General features: G+C 59.8%; 19 protein-coding genes. 14 read left to right on the forward strand and 5 right to left on the reverse strand.

What is annotated here, in order from left to right; genetic code table 11:
• The first annotated feature begins 1 nt into the window (after window position 1).
• The 5 genes from xylA (at window position 2) to BMY73_RS02825 (ending at window position 6,070) form a co-directional block, all read left to right on the forward strand.
• Window positions 2-1,318, forward strand: a complete 1,317-nt coding sequence (gene xylA / locus BMY73_RS02805; RefSeq protein ID WP_062380977.1) for a xylose isomerase — start codon at window positions 2-4, stop codon at window positions 1,316-1,318.
• A 169-nt stretch (window positions 1,319-1,487) separates the two neighbouring features.
• Window positions 1,488-2,489 carry a D-xylose ABC transporter substrate-binding protein gene (gene xylF, locus BMY73_RS02810; protein ID WP_092404881.1) on the forward strand — a complete coding sequence of 334 codons (1,002 nt, stop codon included), beginning with the start codon at window positions 1,488-1,490 and terminating at the stop codon, window positions 2,487-2,489.
• Between the two features lie 218 nt (window positions 2,490-2,707).
• On the forward strand, window positions 2,708-4,279 hold the full coding sequence (xylG, locus tag BMY73_RS02815; RefSeq protein WP_092404883.1) for a D-xylose ABC transporter ATP-binding protein: 1,572 nt from the start codon (window positions 2,708-2,710) through the stop codon (window positions 4,277-4,279).
• Entirely contained in the window at window positions 4,280-5,416 is a 1,137-nt protein-coding gene (locus tag BMY73_RS02820) for a sugar ABC transporter permease (protein WP_092404885.1), read from the forward strand. It begins immediately after the preceding gene.
• A 63-nt stretch (window positions 5,417-5,479) separates the two neighbouring features.
• Window positions 5,480-6,070, forward strand: coding sequence for an eCIS core domain-containing protein (locus tag BMY73_RS02825; protein WP_062380965.1), 591 nt, complete (start codon window positions 5,480-5,482; stop codon window positions 6,068-6,070).
• A gap of 85 nt (window positions 6,071-6,155) precedes the next feature.
• Here the strand turns inward: BMY73_RS02825 and dusA are convergent, their stop codons facing one another.
• On the reverse strand, window positions 6,156-7,157 hold the full coding sequence (gene dusA, locus BMY73_RS02830) for a tRNA dihydrouridine(20/20a) synthase DusA (RefSeq protein WP_092405135.1): 1,002 nt from the start codon (window positions 7,155-7,157) through the stop codon (window positions 6,156-6,158).
• A gap of 904 nt (window positions 7,158-8,061) precedes the next feature.
• Between dusA and BMY73_RS02835 the strand changes: the two genes are divergently transcribed.
• From BMY73_RS02835 to csgH, 6 genes are all read left to right on the forward strand, one after another.
• Window positions 8,062-8,430: a CsgE family curli-type amyloid fiber assembly protein gene (locus BMY73_RS02835; protein ID WP_175500117.1), complete on the forward strand. Its 369-nt coding sequence runs from the start codon at window positions 8,062-8,064 to the stop codon at window positions 8,428-8,430.
• 11 nt (window positions 8,431-8,441) lie between these two features.
• Complete coding sequence (locus tag BMY73_RS02840; RefSeq protein WP_092404889.1) at window positions 8,442-8,870, forward strand: curli assembly protein CsgF; 429 nt, start codon at window positions 8,442-8,444, stop codon at window positions 8,868-8,870.
• Between the two features lie 62 nt (window positions 8,871-8,932).
• Window positions 8,933-9,958: a hypothetical protein gene (locus tag BMY73_RS02845; protein ID WP_092404891.1), complete on the forward strand. Its 1,026-nt coding sequence runs from the start codon at window positions 8,933-8,935 to the stop codon at window positions 9,956-9,958.
• 93 nt (window positions 9,959-10,051) lie between these two features.
• The gene (locus BMY73_RS02850; RefSeq protein WP_256570803.1) at window positions 10,052-10,915 is read left to right on the forward strand and encodes a CsgG/HfaB family protein; all 864 of its coding nucleotides are present in this window, start codon (window positions 10,052-10,054) and stop codon (window positions 10,913-10,915) included.
• Complete coding sequence (locus BMY73_RS02855) at window positions 10,899-11,414, forward strand: curlin-associated protein (RefSeq protein ID WP_092404895.1); 516 nt, start codon at window positions 10,899-10,901, stop codon at window positions 11,412-11,414. The genes BMY73_RS02850 and BMY73_RS02855 overlap by 17 nt, the downstream gene beginning before the upstream one ends.
• Before the next feature lie 5 nt (window positions 11,415-11,419).
• A complete protein-coding gene (csgH, locus tag BMY73_RS02860; protein ID WP_092404897.1) occupies window positions 11,420-11,728 on the forward strand; it encodes a curli-like amyloid fiber formation chaperone CsgH in 309 nt (102 codons plus the stop codon).
• A gap of 347 nt (window positions 11,729-12,075) precedes the next feature.
• Here csgH and dhaL read toward each other — a convergent pair whose 3' ends face one another.
• On the reverse strand, window positions 12,076-13,788 hold the full coding sequence (gene dhaL, locus BMY73_RS02865; protein WP_092404899.1) for a dihydroxyacetone kinase subunit DhaL: 1,713 nt from the start codon (window positions 13,786-13,788) through the stop codon (window positions 12,076-12,078).
• A gap of 299 nt (window positions 13,789-14,087) precedes the next feature.
• Between dhaL and tal the strand changes: the two genes are divergently transcribed.
• A complete protein-coding gene (gene tal / locus BMY73_RS02870; protein WP_062380960.1) occupies window positions 14,088-15,014 on the forward strand; it encodes a transaldolase in 927 nt (308 codons plus the stop codon).
• A 615-nt stretch (window positions 15,015-15,629) separates the two neighbouring features.
• Here the strand turns inward: tal and rssC are convergent.
• Both rssC and rssB read right to left on the reverse strand, forming a co-directional pair.
• The gene (gene rssC, locus BMY73_RS02875; RefSeq protein WP_037009276.1) at window positions 15,630-16,112 is read right to left on the reverse strand and encodes an anti-sigma factor antagonist RssC; all 483 of its coding nucleotides are present in this window, start codon (window positions 16,110-16,112) and stop codon (window positions 15,630-15,632) included.
• Window positions 16,112-17,293: a two-component system response regulator RssB gene (rssB, locus tag BMY73_RS02880; RefSeq protein ID WP_062380959.1), complete on the reverse strand. Its 1,182-nt coding sequence runs from the start codon at window positions 17,291-17,293 to the stop codon at window positions 16,112-16,114. The genes rssC and rssB overlap by 1 nt, the downstream gene beginning before the upstream one ends.
• 266 nt (window positions 17,294-17,559) lie before the next feature.
• On the opposite strand from rssB, the gene BMY73_RS02885 reads away from it, so the two are divergent.
• Window positions 17,560-17,859, forward strand: a complete 300-nt coding sequence (locus BMY73_RS02885; RefSeq protein ID WP_062380957.1) for a PilZ domain-containing protein — start codon at window positions 17,560-17,562, stop codon at window positions 17,857-17,859.
• 100 nt (window positions 17,860-17,959) lie between these two features.
• On the opposite strand, the gene BMY73_RS02890 is transcribed toward BMY73_RS02885, so the two are convergent.
• A complete protein-coding gene (locus BMY73_RS02890) occupies window positions 17,960-18,661 on the reverse strand; it encodes an MlaA family lipoprotein (RefSeq protein ID WP_092404901.1) in 702 nt (233 codons plus the stop codon).
• A gap of 204 nt (window positions 18,662-18,865) precedes the next feature.
• On the opposite strand from BMY73_RS02890, the gene BMY73_RS02895 reads away from it, so the two are divergent.
• Window positions 18,866-19,501, forward strand: a complete 636-nt coding sequence (locus BMY73_RS02895) for an HAD superfamily inactivated hydrolase PcrP (RefSeq protein ID WP_092404903.1) — start codon at window positions 18,866-18,868, stop codon at window positions 19,499-19,501.
• Window positions 19,502-19,567 lie beyond the last annotated feature (66 nt).

The raw sequence follows: 19,567 nt of genomic DNA on the forward strand, positions 1-19,567 counted from the left end.
GATGCCCTGCTTCCCCGAGATCGACAGGATTCGCTACGAAGGTCCCGACAGCGATTCTCCCCTTGCCTTCCGCCATTACAACGCCGACAAAATCATCCTCGGCAAGCCGATGCGCGAGCACCTGCGCATGGCAGCCTGCTATTGGCACACCTTCGTCTGGCCAGGCGCCGACATGTTCGGCGTCGGTACCTTCAAGCGTCCGTGGATCAAACCGGGCGATGCCATGGAACTCGCGCGCTTCAAGGCCGAAGCCGCGTTCGAGTTCTTCTCCAAACTGGGCATCGATTACTACAGTTTCCACGACACTGACGTGGCGCCCGAAGGTGCCAGCCTGAAGGAGTACCGCCACAACTTCGCGCACATGGTCGACGAGCTCGAACGTCATCAGCAAAGCAGTGGCATCCAGTTGCTGTGGGGCACGGCCAACTGCTTCAGCAATCCGCGCTTTGCCGCCGGCGCTGCGAGCAACCCGGACCCGGAGGTCTTCGCCTACGCCGCCACCCAAGTGTTCAGCGCCATGAACGCCACGCAGCGGTTGAAAGGCTCGAACTACGTGCTGTGGGGCGGTCGTGAAGGGTACGAAACGCTGCTCAATACCGACCTCAAGCGCGAACGCGAACAACTGGGGCGCTTCATGCGCATGGTGGTCGAGCACAAGCACAAGATCGGCTTCAAGGGCGATCTGTTGATCGAGCCCAAGCCTCAGGAGCCGACCAAACACCAGTACGATTACGACAGCGCCACCGTGTTCGGCTTTCTGCAGCAGTACGGCCTGGAGAAAGAGATCAAGGTCAACATCGAGGCGAACCACGCGACCCTCGCGGGCCACAGTTTCCATCACGAAATCGCCACGGCGGCCTCGCTGGGCATCTTCGGCAGCATCGACGCCAACCGGGGCGACCCGCAGAACGGCTGGGACACCGACCAGTTCCCCAACAGCGTTGAAGAAATGACCTTGGCCACCTACGAGATCCTCAAGGCAGGCGGGTTCAAAAACGGGGGCTTCAACTTCGACTCCAAGGTGCGCCGCCAGAGCCTGGACGAGGTTGACCTGTTCTACGGCCATGTCGCGGCGATGGACGTACTCGCGCTGGCGCTTGAGCGCGCGGCGGCCATGATCGAAAACGACCTGCTCCAACAGTTCAAGGACACGCGCTATGCCGGCTGGGATCAACCGTTTGGCCGCGCCGTCCTGTCTGGAGACTTCAGTCTGGAATCGCTGGCGCAACATGCGTTCGACCATGAACTCAACCCTCAGGCGGTCAGCGGCCGTCAGGAGATGCTCGAGGGCGTCGTAAACAGGTTCATCTACCGATAAAGAGCGCGCTTCGACCGGAGAACGCGGTGCGTCAGTCACCCCGCAGGCGGCGGTTACATTCTCGCGACAATTCGTTGCTCGCGAGCCCCGACAACTCACTACAGTTTTACCCGGTAATACGTACACGCTCAGGAAGTGCCCCCAAACAAAAATAAAAGGACGCACCACAATGAAAAACCTGAAACGCACCTTGCTCGCCAGTGCCCTGGCGCTGCTCAGCCTTCCGGTCATGGCCGACGCGGCCCATCCGAAAATCGGTTTCTCCATCGACGACCTGCGACTGGAACGTTGGTCGCGGGACCGTGACTACTTCGTCGCGGCGGCCGAGAAGATGGACGCCAAAGTCTTCGTTCAATCGGCCGATGCCAACGAGCAGAAACAGATTTCCCAGATCGAGAACCTGATCTCGCGCGGCGTTGACGTGATCGTCATCGTGCCGTTCAACGCCACCGTGCTGACCAACGCCGTGGCCGAAGCCAAAAAGGCCGGGATCAAGGTGGTGTCTTACGATCGCCTGATCCTGAACGCCGACATCGATGCCTACATCTCCTTCGATAACGAGAAAGTCGGCGAGATGCAGGCCGCCGGCGTGTTGAAGGCGCAACCGAAGGGCAATTACTTCCTGCTGGGGGGCGCCCCGACCGACAACAACGCCAAAGTGCTGCGCGAAGGCCAGATGAAGGTGCTGCAGCCGGCCATCGACAAGGGCGACATCAAGATTGTTGGTCAGCAGTGGGTCAAGGAATGGAACCCCACCGAAGCGCTGAGCATCGTTGAAAACGCCCTGACCAAGAACAACAACAAGATCGACGGCATCGTCGCCTCCAACGACGCCACGGCCGGCGGTGCGATTCAGGCCCTAGCCGCGCAGAAGCTGGCGGGCAAGGTGCCGATTTCCGGCCAGGACGCCGACCTTGCAGCGGTCAAGCGCGTGATCGACGGCACGCAAACCATGACTGTTTATAAACCGCTGAAACTGATCGCCTCGGAAGCGGCAAAGCTGTCGGTACAACTGGCGCGCAACGAGAAGCCGCAGTTCAGTTCCCAGTACGACAACGGGGCGAAAAAGGTCGACACCATCCTCCTGACCCCGACGCCGTTGACCAAGGACAACATCGACCTGCTGGAGAAGGACGGGTTCTACACCAAGGATCAGATCGCCGGGAAGTGATCGCCCCTTGCAGGGTGCCATAGCTGTAGTGTGAGCCCTGCACCGACACCTGTAGGAGCGTGGCTTGTCCCGCGATCGGCGGGGAACCCGTCGTAAAACCTGACACTGTGGTTTGCCTGACACAACGCGTCTGCTGAATTTACGACTGCTTCGCAGCCGATCGCGGGACAAGCCACGCTTCTACACGAGAACTCCGGCCTGTCCTGGAATACCGCGCAATGTCCGACTACCTGCTGCAAATGAACGGCATCGTCAAATCCTTCGGCGGTGTCAAAGCCCTGAACGGCATCGACATCAAGGTCCGGCCCGGCGAATGCGTCGGCCTGTGCGGCGAAAACGGCGCCGGGAAATCGACCCTGATGAAGGTGCTGTCAGCGGTCTACCCCCACGGCACCTGGGACGGCGAAATCCTCTGGGACGGCCAGCCGCTCAAAGCCCACTCCATCAGCGAGACCGAGGCCGCCGGCATCGTCATCATCCATCAGGAATTGACGCTGGTCCCCGACCTGTCGGTGGCGGAAAACATTTTCATGGGCCACGAATTGACCTTGCCGGGCGGCCGCATGAATTACCCGGCGATGATCCACCGTGCCGAAGCCCTGATGCGCGAGCTGAAAGTGCCCGACATGAACGTCTCGTTGCCGGTTTCCCAATACGGCGGCGGTTATCAGCAACTGGTCGAGATCGCCAAGGCACTGAACAAGAAAGCTCGCCTGCTGATCCTCGACGAGCCTTCATCGGCCCTGACCCGCTCGGAAATCGACGTCCTGCTGGACATCATCCGCGACCTCAAGGCCAAGGGCGTGGCCTGCGTCTACATCTCGCACAAGCTCGATGAAGTGGCCGCCGTGTGCGACACGATTTCGGTCATCCGCGACGGCAAACACATCGCAACCACGGCCATGGCCGACATGGATATCCCGAAGATCATCACCCAGATGGTCGGCCGCGAGATGAGCAACCTTTATCCCACCGAACCCCACGAGGTCGGCGAGGTGATTTTCGAAGCGCGGCACTTTACCTGCTACGACGTCGACAACCCCCGACGCAAACGCGTCGACGACGTCTCTTTCACCCTCAAACGTGGCGAGATTCTTGGCATTGCCGGGCTGGTGGGCGCCGGCCGTACGGAATTGGTGTCCGCGCTGTTCGGCTCTTATCCCGGACGCCATGAGGGCGAAGTCTGGCTGGAGGGACAGAAAATCGACACGCGTACACCGCTGAAATCGATTCGCGCAGGGCTCTGCATGGTCCCCGAAGACCGCAAGCGCCAGGGCATCATTCCCGACCTCGGCGTCGGCCAGAACATCACCCTGGCGGTGCTCGACAGCTTTTCGCACCTGACGCGCATCGACGCCGAGCAGGAACTGGGCAGCATCGACAAGGAAATCGCCCGCATGCACCTCAAGACGGCGAGCCCGTTTCTGCCGATCACCAGCCTCTCGGGCGGCAACCAGCAGAAAGCGGTGCTGGCAAAAATGCTCCTGACCCAGCCGCGGGTGCTGATCCTCGACGAGCCCACACGCGGCGTCGATGTCGGGGCCAAGTACGAGATCTACAAACTGATGGGCGCACTGGCCGCCACCGGCGTGTCGATCATCATGGTGTCATCGGAGCTGGCCGAAGTGCTCGGCGTCTCTGATCGCGTACTGGTGATCGGCGAAGGCCAGTTGCGTGGGGACTTCATCAATCAGGACCTGACTCAGGAACAGGTGCTCGCCGCCGCGCTCAGCCAAAGCAACGGACATAACAATAATGATCGACCAGCTGCTGTGGGGAGCTCCGCTTAAATGAACCAAGTCAAACAATTGTTCACCCGCTACAAAATGCTCGCGCTGGTCATCGCCATCGCCCTGATCTGGCTGTTCTTCAGCTGGCAGACTGAAGGCGGCTTCCTGACGCCGCGCAACCTCTCCAACCTGCTGCGGCAAATGTCGATTACCGGCATCCTGGCCTGTGGCATGGTGCTGGTGATCATCAGCGGCGAAATCGACCTGTCGGTGGGTTCGTTGCTCGGTTTGCTGGGCGGCGTGGCCGCGATTCTTGACGTGGTCTATCACGTGCCGCTGCCGGTAAACCTGGTCATCGTGGCGCTGTGCGGGCTGCTGATCGGCTTGGCCAACGGCGCCATGACGGCGTACCTGCGCATCCCCTCCTTTATCGTCGGCCTGGGCGGCATGCTGGCGTTTCGCGGGATTCTGCTGGGCATCACGGGTGGCACCACCATTGCGCCGGTGTCGCCGCAACTGGTGTATGTCGGCCAGGGCTATTTGCCGCCCTTGGTCGGCGTCACGCTGGGCGTCCTGTTGTTCGCCCTGACCATCTTCCTGACCTGGCGCCAGCGCCGCAACCGCGCCCTGCATGGCCTGGCCCCACACGCACTGCTGCGGGACGTCCTGCGGGTCGTGCTAATCGGGGCGGTACTGGCAGGCTTCGTCTACACGCTCAACAGCTATGACGGCATTCCGGTGCCGGTGCTGCTGTTGTTGGTCTTACTTGGGGTCTTCAGCTACATCACCAGCCAGACCGTATTCGGTCGCCGTATCTATTCGGTGGGCAGCAACATGGAAGCCACGCGGCTGTCAGGCATCAACGTGCAGGCGGTCAAGCTGTGGATCTTCGGCATCATGGGCGTCATGTGCGCCCTGGCCGGGCTGGTGAACACGGCGCGTCTGGCGGCGGGTTCGCCGTCGGCGGGCAACATGGGTGAACTGGACGCCATCGCTGCCTGCTTCATCGGCGGCACGTCCATGCGCGGTGGGTCCGGCACGGTGTACGGCGCCCTGCTCGGTGCGCTGGTGATCACCAGCCTGGACAACGGCATGTCCATGCTCGATGTCGACAGCTACTGGCAGATGATCGTCAAGGGCAGCATTCTGGTACTCGCCGTATGGGTGGACGTGAGCACGCGTACCGGACGGCGTTGAGCCGAGCTACAGAAAATCCCGGCGAGCAGCTAGGCTAGGCGCATTCCCGCTTCGGACGTGTTCATGCGCAACGCCCTGCTCGCCCTGGTTCTGACCTGCCTCACCGCAAGCGCCCTCGCCGACCCTGTGGCCTGTCCGGCAGGGGAAAAAGCCATCTGCCTCAACGGTTGCATCTGCCTGCCCGATCTTGGGCAGATCCTCGGAGGCGGCCTGCCCACCGAAGTGACCCAGGTCGCGGGCCCGGCGCTCGCCCTTTGGCTCAGCCAGTCCCGCGCCGACGCGGCCATGAGCGGTACTCACCCCATTCCCGACGCGATCCGCGAACAACTGCTGCGCTGGTACCCGCCCAGCGTGCTGGACGCAGCGCTTTATAAAGTCGGTGATAACGACGAACTCAGCGCCGCCAGCGCGATGATGCAAAACCCAGACATCGGCGCCGTCACCTTGGTCGACATCATCGTCTTCCGCACGGCCGAGTCCGCTGAGCACAACGTCGCCCTGTGGGCGCACGAACTCAAGCACGTGCAGCAGTATCAGGAATGGGGCGTCGACGGGTTCGCCCAGCGCTACACCCAGGATTTCAATGCCGTGGAAGCCCCGGCGTATCGGATTCAGACCGAGGTCGGGCGCGTATTGCGCGGCCTCGATCCCTGAACCGGGTACACAAGGCCACGCTATCTATTGCAGGAGCCGGCTTGCTGGCGAACCCGATGATTCAGCCACTCACCTGCCAACGGGCTCACCGCCCCTCCAGCAACTCCCCCGCCTTGTCCAGCAAGGCCAGCGGGTCGTCGGTCTTGTGAATGTCCACCGACAACAACTGGCGGAATTTACGGGCGCCGGGGAACCCCGTGCCCAGCCCCAGCACGTGACGGGTGATGTGGTGCATGGAGCCGCCATCACGCAGATGGGCTTCGACATAAGGACGTAATTGCGCCAGCGCTTCGGCGCGGGTGATAGGCGGTTCACTGCCGCCGAACAATTCGCGGTCGACCTCCGCCAGCAGGTACGGGTTGTGGTACGCCTCGCGGCCCAGCATCACGCCGTCGAATGTTTTCAGGTGTTCCTGGCACTGCTCCAGGGTCTTGATGCCGCCGTTGAGGATGAATTCCAGGTCAGGGAAATCCTGCTTGAGCTGCGCGGCGATCTCGTAGCGCAACGGCGGGATGTCACGGTTTTCCTTCGGCGAGAGGCCTTCGAGGATCGCGATGCGAGCATGCACGGTGAAACTGGTGCAGCCGGCGTCGCGCACCGTGCCGACGAATTCACAGAGCTGCTCGTAGCTGTCCCGACCGTTGATGCCGATGCGGTGCTTGACGGTCACCGGGATCGACACCGCATCGCGCATCGCCTTGACGCAGTCGGCGACCAACTGCGGGTGCCCCATCAGCACCGCGCCAATCATATTGTTCTGCACGCGGTCGCTTGGGCAACCCACGTTGAGGTTGACCTCGTCATACCCCGCCGCCTGCGCCAGACGCGCGCTGGCGGCGAGGTCCGCCGGGTTGCTTCCGCCCAGTTGCAGCGCCAACGGATGCTCGCGCTGATCGTGGCGCAGGAAACGTTCGCTGTCGCCGTGCAGCAAGGCCCCCGTGGTGACCATTTCGGTGTACAGCAGTGCGTTCTTCGACAGCAGACGCAGGAAGAACCGGCAATGGCGATCCGTCCAGTCCATCATCGGCGCAACGGAGAAGCGGCGTGAAGGTTCGCGGGGAGCGTCAGCGGAACGGGGAGCGGTCATTGGCAGCATGGGGTGGTCAGAAGGGCCAGGCATAATGGGCGCGCAGTTTAACAGTTAGAAGGTTCAAGCTGTAGGCGCCTGACCATGTTCCGGATAGCGTGCCGTGTATGAGGTCCCGTGCCCGAACCTCGAACTAAGTGGCAATGAGACATCACTCTGGGCAACTTCGCCGCTTTGGCAGAATTGATAAACGGCATGCTCGCGCTTGAATCCGTACTAACGGCCGTCAGGAAGGTGCAATGTTTCGGACACCACGACCGGAAGCACGATGTCGGGATCCAAGCGGCGTGCCAGACGCCTCCCGTCCAGTCACATGATTAAACAAGCGCGTATTTACTGATTATCCCACGCAATAAAACGCTCGCTTACTTGCATAAGGCCTTTACAGTTTGGAACAAGTCGACAAGTACAAAAACACCAACAAGACTGAACAATGATAATAAAGAAAGCATGATGACAATGACGCATTCAATCTCGTGCACGCACTCACTTCAGAAGTCACCCTTTAATAGGCAGTGGAAAAACCAGACCCAGGCAAAAGTAGCTCGGACAGTTCCACCTCGACATCTAATTGAACAAGCCTCATCCAAGGGCGATCTCAATCATTCGTAAACCCCAGTATTTACAAGCGTTAGCGCCCATCCCACCGCATCTTTTTTTGACGCCATTAATTCTCCACCCCTCTCATTAAGTTTCTATCGATGCAACTAAAAAACCGCACGCAATTTGACGCCAATAAAAATAATTAAATTATTTTTAAGTTCGTAGTGGCAAAGTGAATTTATTCCTATATAACAATTACCAACTCTGCATCACCGGCCCTACAAACATGAAGTGCTCACGCGTTATTTGCGTTTTGATCGTACAACTGTGCGCGGCATCCACACTCTTTGCACAAACGAGCGTGAACAGTTCTGCGACCGTCGATCAACACCGCACACTCAATCGCCGGGATGTAGGCGGCCTGGTGATCGGCCAGACCATGACCATGGCCGGTCGTGCTTTCTACGACAGTTTTGCCAGTGCGTGGCGCGACAAGGACGAGGACGGGACCTTCACCGTCGCCATCAGTGAGCGCCCGACCGCGCGCCTGGGCAGTCAGGTGTTCGTCGACTACGGCAACCGCCGCCTGTTCTCGATGTTTCTGCCACCTAACCGTACGTTGATTCCCGCCATCGGGGCTGACGCTGCAACGCAGGTTTACCAGGCGATTCTCGATTACCAACTCGCACAATTTTTTGGCGACCCGGACCTGGGCCGCGACGAACTATGAAAGGTATGGATATGCAGCGCATTTCACTGGCCGTAGTCAGCCTGGCACTTGTGTCCAGCGCCTTTGTCAACGCCCACGCCAGCGAGCTGGCTTATGTTCCCAACAACCCGTCATTCGGTGGCAACCCGCTGAACGGCCCCGTGCTGTTGAACCAGGCGCAGGCGCAAAACCACTTCACAGAGAAGTCGTCGTCATCCGGTGCATCGGGACAGACCGCCCTGACGCAATTCAACAGCATGTTGCAGAGCGCCATTCTCAGTCGGGTCTCGTCAGCCGTGACCTCCAGTATCGTCGGCGCTAACGGCCAACTGGTGCCCGGGATCGTTGAGACCACCGACTTCCGGATCTCGATCACCAACCTTCAAGGTGGGCTGCTGCAGATTGTCACCACCGACAAGAACACCGGCCAGACCACCCAGTTTCAAGTGAATCAACCGTAAGACCTGCCGCAAGAAAATTTGCAACACCCCAAAACCAAGTACAAAACTGAAAAAGGAAGATCATGATGCACGCACGTAAATCCCTTCTGTCTCTCGCTGTCCTGGTGGCTCTCTCTGGCGCGGCCATGGCTGACAACAGTACCGTCAACACCACCCAGGACGGTTCCAGCAACGCCCTGAACGTCGACCAGCAAGGCGCGACCCAGTCGACCGTCAACATTAACCAGAAAGGCAGCCAGAACACCGCCGGCATTCCTGCTGCCGGTCGTTACTCCGGTGCAGCGATCAGCCAGACCGCGACCTACAGCACCCTGAATATCAATCAGAACGGTGCTTACAACAGCGCGGCTGCCAAACAGTCCGGCAACAACAACTCCGGCGTAATCACTCAGAGCGGCGGTTCCTACACATTGGGTCAGTCGGCGACACTGGATCAGTCCTCGGCGTACAACACGGCAACCATCGGTCAGCAGTCCAATACCCGCACCAGCGCCAGCATCACCCAGGGCAACGGCAACAACAACACGGCCTCGACCTCGCAGACCGGTAACAACACCATTGTCAGTGCGGCGCTTACTCAGTCGGGCAACTACAACCTTGGCGCCATCTCGCAACAGGGCAATCAAAGCAACGTGGCCGCCAGCCTGAGCCAGACCGGCAACGCCAACACCGGTACTGTTTCTCAGCAAAACAGCCGCATCTACACCTCGGCCAGCCTGCAACAGAACGGCAACAACAACCTGGGTAACGTTCAACAGAGCGGTGCCACCAATAGCACTGCCACCGCCACCCAGCGCGGCGACTACAACACCGCCAGCCTGTACCAGAGCGGCGACTCACATGACGCTTACGTGCAACAACGCGGCGACAACAACTACGCGTACAGCACTCAGACCGGCAGCTACAACGAAGAATCCCTGCTGCAAACCGGCAACAACAACCGCGCGACCGTCAGCCAGACCGGCTCCAGTTCGGGCTACTTCAGCGCTGCCAACGTGGTGGGCGTGACTCAATCGGGCAACAACATGGTCGCCAACGTCAGCCAGTCTGGCGGTGGCGGCAACGTCGCAGCTGTCTACCAACACTAAGATGCCTTACCCCGCCGGTGAGCCGGCGGGGTTTTCTTTGTAGGAAGAATAAGAATGCGCGTCCGTTCGTTTACATTGATTGTCTCTGCCGTAATGCTAATCGCCGGCTGCGCCACTTCGCGTCCTGCAGCGACCATCTCGCCCGCTACACTGTCGCCACCGACACAGAGCCTTCGCGATCTGACACACCTACCCGCCCCTGCGGGCCCTATCAGCGTTGCCGTGTACGGCTTGCGTGACCAGACCGGTCAATACAAACCGTCACCCGACAGCTCGTTTTCCACCTCAGTGACTCAGGGCGCCGCGTCGCTGCTGATCACTGCGTTGCGCGATTCGCGCTGGTTCAGACCGGTCGAACGCGAAAACCTGCAAGACCTGCTGACCGAGCGCAAAATCATCCGCGCACTGGAGCAGCCGCAAGACCAGTCCCAAGTTCAACTGCCCGCCCTACGACCTGCCAACATGATCATCGAAGGCGCGATCGTCGCGTACGAAAGTAACGTCAGGACTGGCGGCATCGGCGTTCGCTACCTCGGTGTCGGGCCGTCCGAACTCTATCGCCAGGACCAGGTGACGGTGAACCTGCGGGCAATCGACATCCGGACCGGCGACATCATTCAGAGCATCACCACCACCAAGACCGTGTTCTCGATCCAGGTCGACTTTGGCATCTTCCGCTTCGTTTCGCTCAAGCACTTGCTGGAAGTGGAAACAGGCCTGTCGCGCAACGAACCGGTGCAGCAATGCGTGCGTGAAGCGATCGAAACCGCGCTGATCCACATGATTGCCCAAGGTGCCCGCGACGGCAGCTGGAACCTCAAGAACCCTGACGATCTGAACAAGCCGTTGTTGCAAAGCTATCTGCAGAGCTATGACGAACAAATGTCCACGGCGCCGATGGCTGAAGCCGACAAGGCGCTGCTGCCAACTGGAGACAAGAATGTCATTCAAAAATAACAAGGGTCGAAACGGCGTGCTGCTGGCGGCTTTGCTGCTTGGCAGCACCCTCTGCCAGGCTGCCGATCTGGTGCGCGAAGATCGCTACGCCGACATTACAGTGGGCAACAGCGTCGCGACGATTTCGCAAATCGGGTCCTACAACAAGACGCGGGTCGATCAGAGCGGTGCCTCGCAACGGATGGTGCAGAGTCAGGTGGGCAGTCGCAACCAGGCGGTCATCAACCAGAGCGGCGCGAACAATTCGATCACTGCGCAGCAGAACGGCTCGGGTAACACCACCCTGGTCAACCAGTCGGGCAATCAAAACCAGACCGGCGTCGCGCAGCACGGCACCGACAACACGGCGGACGTGGTGCAGACCGGCGCCTATAATCAGGCATTCGTCGGGCAATACGGACAGTCCAACCAGGCCACTGTGAACCAGGCCGGATTCGGCGGTACGGTGTCGGTGACCCAATACGGCGATAACATGAAAGCCAGCGCGACACAGAGGTAGACCTGATGATGGACGTGTCCCAACTGGCAGTATCCATCGATGCCCAGCGCCATGGCGCGATGGTGGTCATTCGCCCGCACATCGAAAATCCGGTGCCGCTGACGCTGCAATACCGCATGACGGTCAACCAGAAAAGCATGAATGGAACGTCGAGCATCAACCAGCAAGGCGACGTGCAGAGCGGTGTTCCGGCCAACAGCGTGAGTTTGAACCTGCCTGCGGGGGGGACTTGTCAGGTGCATCTGCAGGTGTTTCAAGAGAACACGCTGGTGAAAGAGGTTGATAGTGCGTGCGGGGCTGCTGGTAGTCAGTGACTACAAAATGCGCGTTGTGCCGCCCATGTGGAAAAAGTTAAATGTGGCCTATCCGACAAGGCCGGATTCACGGCCAACCGCCTACGCCTGCAAGAAGCCACAACAGGCGTGATCCCAAATTGCGGCATAAAAAAACCCGCCGAAGCGGGTCGTTTTTCAGTTCAAGACCATTCCAACGTCCTGTCGGCAGCGCTCCGCGCCATGGCTGATCATCCGTGATCTCCGAAGCGGTTCCTTCGCTTCAGTTGATGGATCCAATGTAACCCTCAAATGTTTCAGTTGATAGGGCGAGTTCGCCTCAGACTGTGTAAGCCTTTGGCTATAGCCTCAGTCACCGATGCTCCGCTTCAATTGCCCAAGGCCGACGCCACCGCCTGCATCCACAGCGCCACCGCGTACGCCCCTGGATCGACATGCCCCAGCGCGCGCTCACCAATATAGGAAGAACGCCCCTTGCCTGGCAGCATCGTGCGCGTCGCCTCAGCACCGATCTCTGCCGCAATCGCCATCTGCAACGCCGCATCGGCCGCAGCCACCCCGTTGACGTGCGACGAAAGCGCCGCCGCCGCGGGAATCAGCGCGTCCAGCATCGTTCTGTCTCCCGCACTGGCACCGCCAAGCCTGACCATTGCGTCACACCCCGCTTGCAATGCCTCGGCCCACGCGCCCACAGAACCCGGCTCGGCGTGTTCCGAAAGCACCACACCCGCACGCAGAACGAAAACGGCATACAGCGGGCCCGACGTCCCTCCCAAGGCCCGTCGCAGAATCGCTGAAAGCTGTTGCAAGGCCGCCGCTGGCCGCTCCAGCGCGAGCGATTCAAGTGCGGCATCGATGGCTCGGGCGCCTCTTGCCAGACTGATGCCGATATCACCGTCACCCACCACTGAGTCAAGCTCCGTCAGCACCGGTTCGTTCTGCTGAAACGCCTGGCTGACAGCCTTCAGCACCGTCTTCATGACTTCAGCGTGGTCTGACGACCAGGACGGGCCCATGAACGCATGCTGCTCCGTGGTGCTCACCACCGGCACTCGGGACACGGCAGCAATGGGCGTCGTCATGCCCCGCCATGCCGTCGCGTCCGTCGGCGCCTTGAGTCGCATCAGCAGTGAGTCATCGACACGCAGAATTGACAGCGAACACCCTGCCATCTCAAGAGCCGTCAGAAACGTGCCCACCATGACCGCCTCGACCCGCAGTCCCTGTGCCACGCACACCAACAATGCCCGACGTGCCACGATGTCCAGCTCTTGAGCCGCCGTACCGCCGAGGTTGTTGACCATCAGTGCGATACGCTCACCGGCCTTCAGTTCACCTTGCTCGACAATGCGCGCCAACAGCACATCGACCATCTCGTCTGCCGTCTGAATGCGGCCACGGCGCACGCCGCTTTCTCCGTGAATGCCCAGGCCATACTCGACCTCATCGTCGCCCAGGTGAAACCCCGGTTTCCCGGCCGCCGGCACCGTACAGGCACTGAGTGCCAGGCCCATGCTGAACAACCCCGCTGCCGCCCGCTCCGCTTCGGCCCTGACCTGCGCCAGCGTGAGCCCGGCCTCTGCCGCCGCGCCCGCGACCTTGTGAATGAATACGGTTCCGGCAATGCCCCGCCGCCCGACCTGCCCCCCCTGATTATCCAGCGCGACATCATCACCGACGACCAGCATATCGACCTCGACGCCCGCCGACCTGGCGATTTCCGCCGCCAACCCGAAGTTGAGCCGATCACCGGTGTAGTTCTTGACGATCAGCAACACGCCCGCCGGTCCGGCGAGCGTCATGATTGCCTTCAGGACAGCGTCGACGCTCGGCGACGTGAATACGGGTCCTGTGACGGCGGCCGTGAGCATGCCGCTGCAGACATAGCCGCCATGCGCGGGCTCATGACCTGCGCCGCCGCCCGAGATGATGCTGACTTTCCCGCGCTCGCCGAGCGCCTGATAATCCCGGCGAACCACAATGTTTTCCCCTTCCAGCAGCGCCAGCCGCTGATCGGCCAGCACAGCGCCCTCCAACATCTCATCGACGACACCCAGCGGGTCATTGATCAGTTTCTTCATGGTGATGATCCCTTTCGCCTGAATCGGTCAGACCACAATAGACGACCGTGCAGGGAACAACCTGTCGCTTGCGGGCTCCAACGAGTCTGGATCGAGTATCCGCCCTCCTCGGGAACCGATAACCACGCCCTCTGACTGACGGCCCAAACGTCAGGTATTGTCTGGATCGTGGCTGAAGCACAGGTCTGCTGTTTGCGCAAACGCGGGCCTCTAGATCAGCGTGTTTGTTGCGGTTTGCGCCCTTGAGTGACCGGCGGCGCTCGGGTAATGTCATCACACCCACAGGACAGAGCACGCTCATGACTTCCAAGCTGGAACAACTCAAAAAATTCACCACTGTCGTTGCCGATACCGGCGATTTCGGCGCCATTGAAAAGCTCAAGCCGGTGGATGCCACCACCAACCCGTCCCTGCTGCTCAAGGCGGGTTCGAGCGATAGCAACGCTGATCGTCTGAAAGAAGCCTTCAGCGGCTCCAAGGGCGACATCAATCTGGCGAGCGACCGTTTTGCTGTCGCCATTGGTCGCGAGATCCTCAAAGTCGTGCCGGGCCGCGTTTCCACCGAAGTGGACGCCCGCATCTCTTTCGACACCCAGGCCTGTATCGCGCGCGCCGAGCGTATCGTCGGCCTGTATGAAGATTTCGGTGTCGGTCGCGACCGCATCCTGATCAAGCTCGCGTCGACCTGGGAAGGCATCAAGGCAGCCGAGCAACTGGAGAAAAAAGGCATCCAGTGCAACCTGACCCTGCTGTTCTCCTTCGCCCAGGCCCAGGCGTGTGCTGACGCTGGCGTGTTCCTGATTTCCCCGTTCGTCGGTCGCATCTACGACTGGTACAAGAAAGCCGAAGGCAAGGATTACGTCGGTGCCGAAGACCCGGGCGTCAAGTCCGTCACCCGCATCTACAACTACTACAAGGCCAATGACTACAAGACCGTGGTCATGGGTGCCAGCTTCCGTAACCTGAGCCAGATCGAAGAACTGGCGGGCTGCGACCGTCTGACCATCAGCCCGGACCTGCTGCAGAAGCTGTCTGAAGACACCGGGACCCTGGTGCAGAAACTCAAACCGGGTAACGGCGGCGAGCCACGTCAGACCCTGAACGAGAGCCAGTTCCGCTGGGCCTCGAACGAAGATGCAATGGCGACCGAAAAACTGGCCGAAGGCATTCGTCAGTTTGCCCGCGATCAGGAGAAGCTCGAGGCATTGCTCAGCGCCAAGGCGTAATACGTCGGGCTTGCGAAAAAGGGCAGCATCCGTGGGGTGCTGCCCTTTTTTGTGTCTGTGGGACGATCAAGGACGTCAGGACGACGCTCATCCTGTAGGAGTGAGCTTGGTATGGACGGCATTCCGACGAGCACGGTGGGTCAGTGCCATCAACAGTGACTAACACACCGCTTCGCGGCCCTCGTAACCTCGGACGGCTCCTACAGGGATCGCGTCGTTCCGAATGCTTGAGGATGACGTGGATACTGTAGGAGCCGGCTTGCTGGCGAATGCGGTGGGTCAGCGACATCAAAAGTGACTGCCCCACCGCATTCGCGGCCCTCGTAACCTCGGACGGCTCCTACAGGGATCGCGTCGTTCCGAATGCTTGAGGATAACGTGGATACTGTAGGAGCCGGCTTGCTGGCGAATGCGGTGGGTCAGCGACATCAACAGTGACTGCCTCACCGCATTCGCGGCCCTCGTAACCTCGGACGGCTCCTACAGGATTCGGGTTGACGCACGAACCGGTGTCCAGACCCAGGACCTATGGGGCCAAGGTGGCGCTCCACCTTGCGGTCTGTCTGACACTATCAGCGGGAAAGGATCAAAACGGGCCAGACGAGAAGGAAAAGTCTACTGATGCTCGAGCGCGTTCACCAGATCGCGAAAGGCCTCGCGATTGGAATCGTTGAGCCCCATGAGAATCTTGTGCGCTTCGAGGACCTTGGCTTTGACCACGTCTTCGCACTGATCCTGCGACGGCAGATCGCTCAGTGCCTCGGGGCGCGGGATCGGGCGACCCACGATGTTGAACACCTGATCGAAGCCCATCGATTGCAACAGGCGCGTGATGTCTTCGTGAGTGGTCACGACAGTGGGCAGCAGGCCCGCTTTTTGCCGCGACAGAATGGACAACTTGGCCAACAGGCCGAGCGTTGTACTGTCAATGCTGCGGGTTTCGGTCAGATCGATCACCACGGTCGAAAAATTCATCGAGGTGAAGATCCGCTCAATTGTCGCATCCAACGCCGAGCAGAGAGTCAAACGCACTTCACCCACGAACTTCAGGACAAAGGTGCCATCTTGCTCGGCAAACTGGATTCTACCGGTACTCATTAAAGGTTCCTGCTCAACACTAACAAGGCGATATCATCCGGCATCTCCCCGAGTGTGGCCAATCCAAACTTACGACGCAGGCCATCCAGGCTGCCGCCCGCCGACTTCACCAGTTCAGGTAAGTTGGCTTCTTTCTCTTTGAGTGTATCACCTGGCAAAAGGTCCAGAATGCCATCAGACAGCAGGGTCAGACTAAAGGATTCAGGCAGATCCAGCACGTGGTCTGCATACGTCGCCTCATTGAACAACCCCACCGGCAGCCCCCGCCCTTCGAGGTAACGCGTCTCGGTCGGCGTGTACAGCACCGGCAACGGCAAATGGCCGCCAACGCTGTAGGTCAATTGCCCGGTTTCTTCGTCGATCACGCCGCCGACCATGGTCACGTGTTTGCCCAGCTTACAGCTGATCAGCCCGCGGTTGATATGGCCGAGGACTTCGGAAGGCTTGAATTTCGGTAACGTGCCACCGCGCTTGGACTCGAACAGCAGACGCGTGGTCATGAACTTCAGCAGCACGGTGATGAATGCCGATGAAGCACCGTGACCCGAGACGTCGGCCAGATAGAACGCAACACGACGCTCATCGACCCGAAAGTAATCCACGAAATCGCCGGAGAGGTACAACGACGGAATGATCTCGTGTTCGAATTCGAAGGAGTCGATGGCCCAGGGGCTGGTCGGCAGCATGTTCATCTGAACCTGACGGCCTGCGTCCTGATCCTCCTGCAGCAAGTGCAGGCTGGCTTCGAGCTCGCGGTTGGCGGTCTCGAGCTTCTGACGGTACAGCTTGTTCTCCTGCAGCAACCGCGCCCGATCCAGCGCCCGGCGTACCGAGTGCTCAAGCACTGCAAGGTCTTCGAGGGGCTTGATCAGGTAATCGGCCGCGCCCAGGCGCAACGCTTCGACGGCATCGCTCATGACACCCGCACCCGACACCACGATGACCGGGGTGTCCGGCGCGAGACTGGTCACCTGACGAATCAGCTCAAGGCCGCCCACTTGAGGCATGCGCAGATCGCAGATCACAAGATCAGGCTGGTTTTGCTCGAAGGTCTGTAGACCCTGCATGCCGTTGCTGGCTTGCAGGACGCTGAACCCACTGTCTTCCAAATAGGCCGCGAGGCTCGCGCGCACTACTTCGTCGTCATCGATAATCAGCAGCGTGGCACTGGTTTTTTGCATGTGGGCAAACGGCGCCAGATTAGGTTGGCGTACGCGGTCGGATTCTGTCAGGCCGTGTACTGGATTCGCTTCTAGCCTCTCTGGAGTCAGGGAGCGGACTTTTGGTCAAACGCTTCACGTGTCAGAGGTGCCCTTCAAGGCGCAGACGGTACTCCCATCCGCCGGGCGTTTCAAGCTCGCTCCAGCGGTCGGCCAGCGTCTTTACATCGCAAATCACCGGGAGTTATAAGAACCTTTAAATCAGCAACGAAATCGAAGGATGCGCCATGGGCCAGCTTGATCGCGACTATGCAGAGAAACGAGATTACATCCGCATGCGTGTCGACGCGGACATCAGCCTGATCTATGCGGGTCAGATCATCCCGGCGGTGTGCGTGGATTTATCCAGCTCAGGCATGCAGATACAGGCCCCGCGCTCGTTCAAGGTCGGCGACAGGATCAGCGTTCGCATCGAATCCGAGCACGCGGCGCTCAAGGGCCTGGAAGCGGATACCGAAGTGGTCTGGATTGCTGATATCGACGGCGGCGAGCAGAAACTTGGATTGACCATCCTCACCATGACCTGAGTGCGCGCCGGAACCACTTCACATTTTCGAAAGATTTCGAAAAAGAAAAGGCGACCCGAAAGTCGCCTTTTTTACATCTTCACACGAATCGCACGGGCGATTAAAAATCGTCGACGACGTTGCCGTCTTTCACCTTGAACTCACGGTTCTGCAGGTAAGCGTTACGAATGAAGATGTATTTGTCGCCGTTGATCAGTTTTTCGGCTGACAGCAGGCTGGCACGGGTATCGACGACGCTTACGCCTAACGCGGTGTTGCGGGTCGGTACGTGGTCGATGTAGCGATACGGCTGGGTGTAGGTGTCCGGGTATTTGGCGAACGCGTCACGCACGGTGCTCGGGCCGAAAAACGGCAGCATGACGAACGGGCCGCTTTCAACGCCCCAATGGCCGAGAGTCTGACCGAAGTCTTCGTCGTTACGTTGCAGGCCCATCTTGGTGCCGACATCGAAGAAGCCCAGCAAACCGAAGGTGGTGTTGAGGATCAGGCGCGCAGTGTCGACACCGGCGGCCTCAGGCTTGGCCTGCAGAACATCGTTGGCGAAGTTGGTCACCTCACCGATGTTCTTGAACATGTTGTGGATGCCGTCTTCGAGAAACTGCGGGGTGATGAACTCATAGCCTTGGGCGATGGGTTTCAATGCATAGGTGTCGACGGTGTCGTTGAAGCGGAATATCGCGCGGTTAACGCCTTCCCATGGATCGTCTTCAGCGGCCTGAGCCGCCATTGGCACCACGGCCAGACCAACCAAGAAACATGTTCGAGCCAGACGATTGATAAAGCCTGCACCGGTCACGGGCATAGCTGAGACTCCCAGTCAAAGTAATGAAGCGGGCGCTACGCCCCCAGCCAAAGAACGGGAGTATAAAGCGTTCCGCGAGGTTTTACGTCGTCGAAAACCGAAGGAATGCTGAACGCCTCTAAACATGCGCTCACGATGTCACGTACCGGTCATCTCATTGTCATGAATTTCCCTTAGCGTCATTGCCATTTGAGAGGGAAATCCATGCTCGCCCCGGTCGCAGTGCCCGCCCCGTCTTTCACCGCCGTGCTGTTTGGTCTGAGCGGCTGCCTGGTTGATTTCGGCGCACAGGCACGGAAGCTACGCAGCAGCGACGGGCATTCCTTTCAGGCTCAGGATGCCCGCCCGCTCGCCGTTCCCACCCCCGGGGCACTGGCGGCGCTGAAGAACCTCAAGCAACAACAGATTCCCTGTGCGTGGATCGACGAGTACCCGCCCACCATCACCGAGCAGTTGGCCGCCCCTCTGGAGGGTCTGATTCACTCCAGCCCCCTGCCGAATAATCACTGGCCTGCACCGGATGCCTGCTGGCTGGCCTTGATGCGTCTGAATGCCAGTCAGATTGACGGCTGCGTAATGGTCAGCGGTGACCCACGGCTGCTGATGGCCGGCCTCAACGCCGGACTGTGGACAGTGGGTCTGGCTTCGTGCGGACCGCTGTGCGGATTGTCCCCGGCACAGTGGGAGGCGTTAAGTGACCTGGACCGAGAGCGTCGACGCGGCCGTGCGACACTGGAGCTGTACGCGGCCGGGGCACATTCGGTGATCGATCACCTGGGTGAGCTTGAATCCTGCCTCGCCGACATCACGTTAAGACGCCTCAAGGCCGAAAAGCCCTGATGCCCGCTTGACCGGCGTCATGCAAGATGGCGCAGACTGGATTAGTCTTAACGGCAAGGACCTTTG

It is taken from the genome of Pseudomonas sp. NFACC02, assembly GCF_900110765.1.
Lineage (GTDB): Bacteria > Pseudomonadota > Gammaproteobacteria > Pseudomonadales > Pseudomonadaceae > Aquipseudomonas.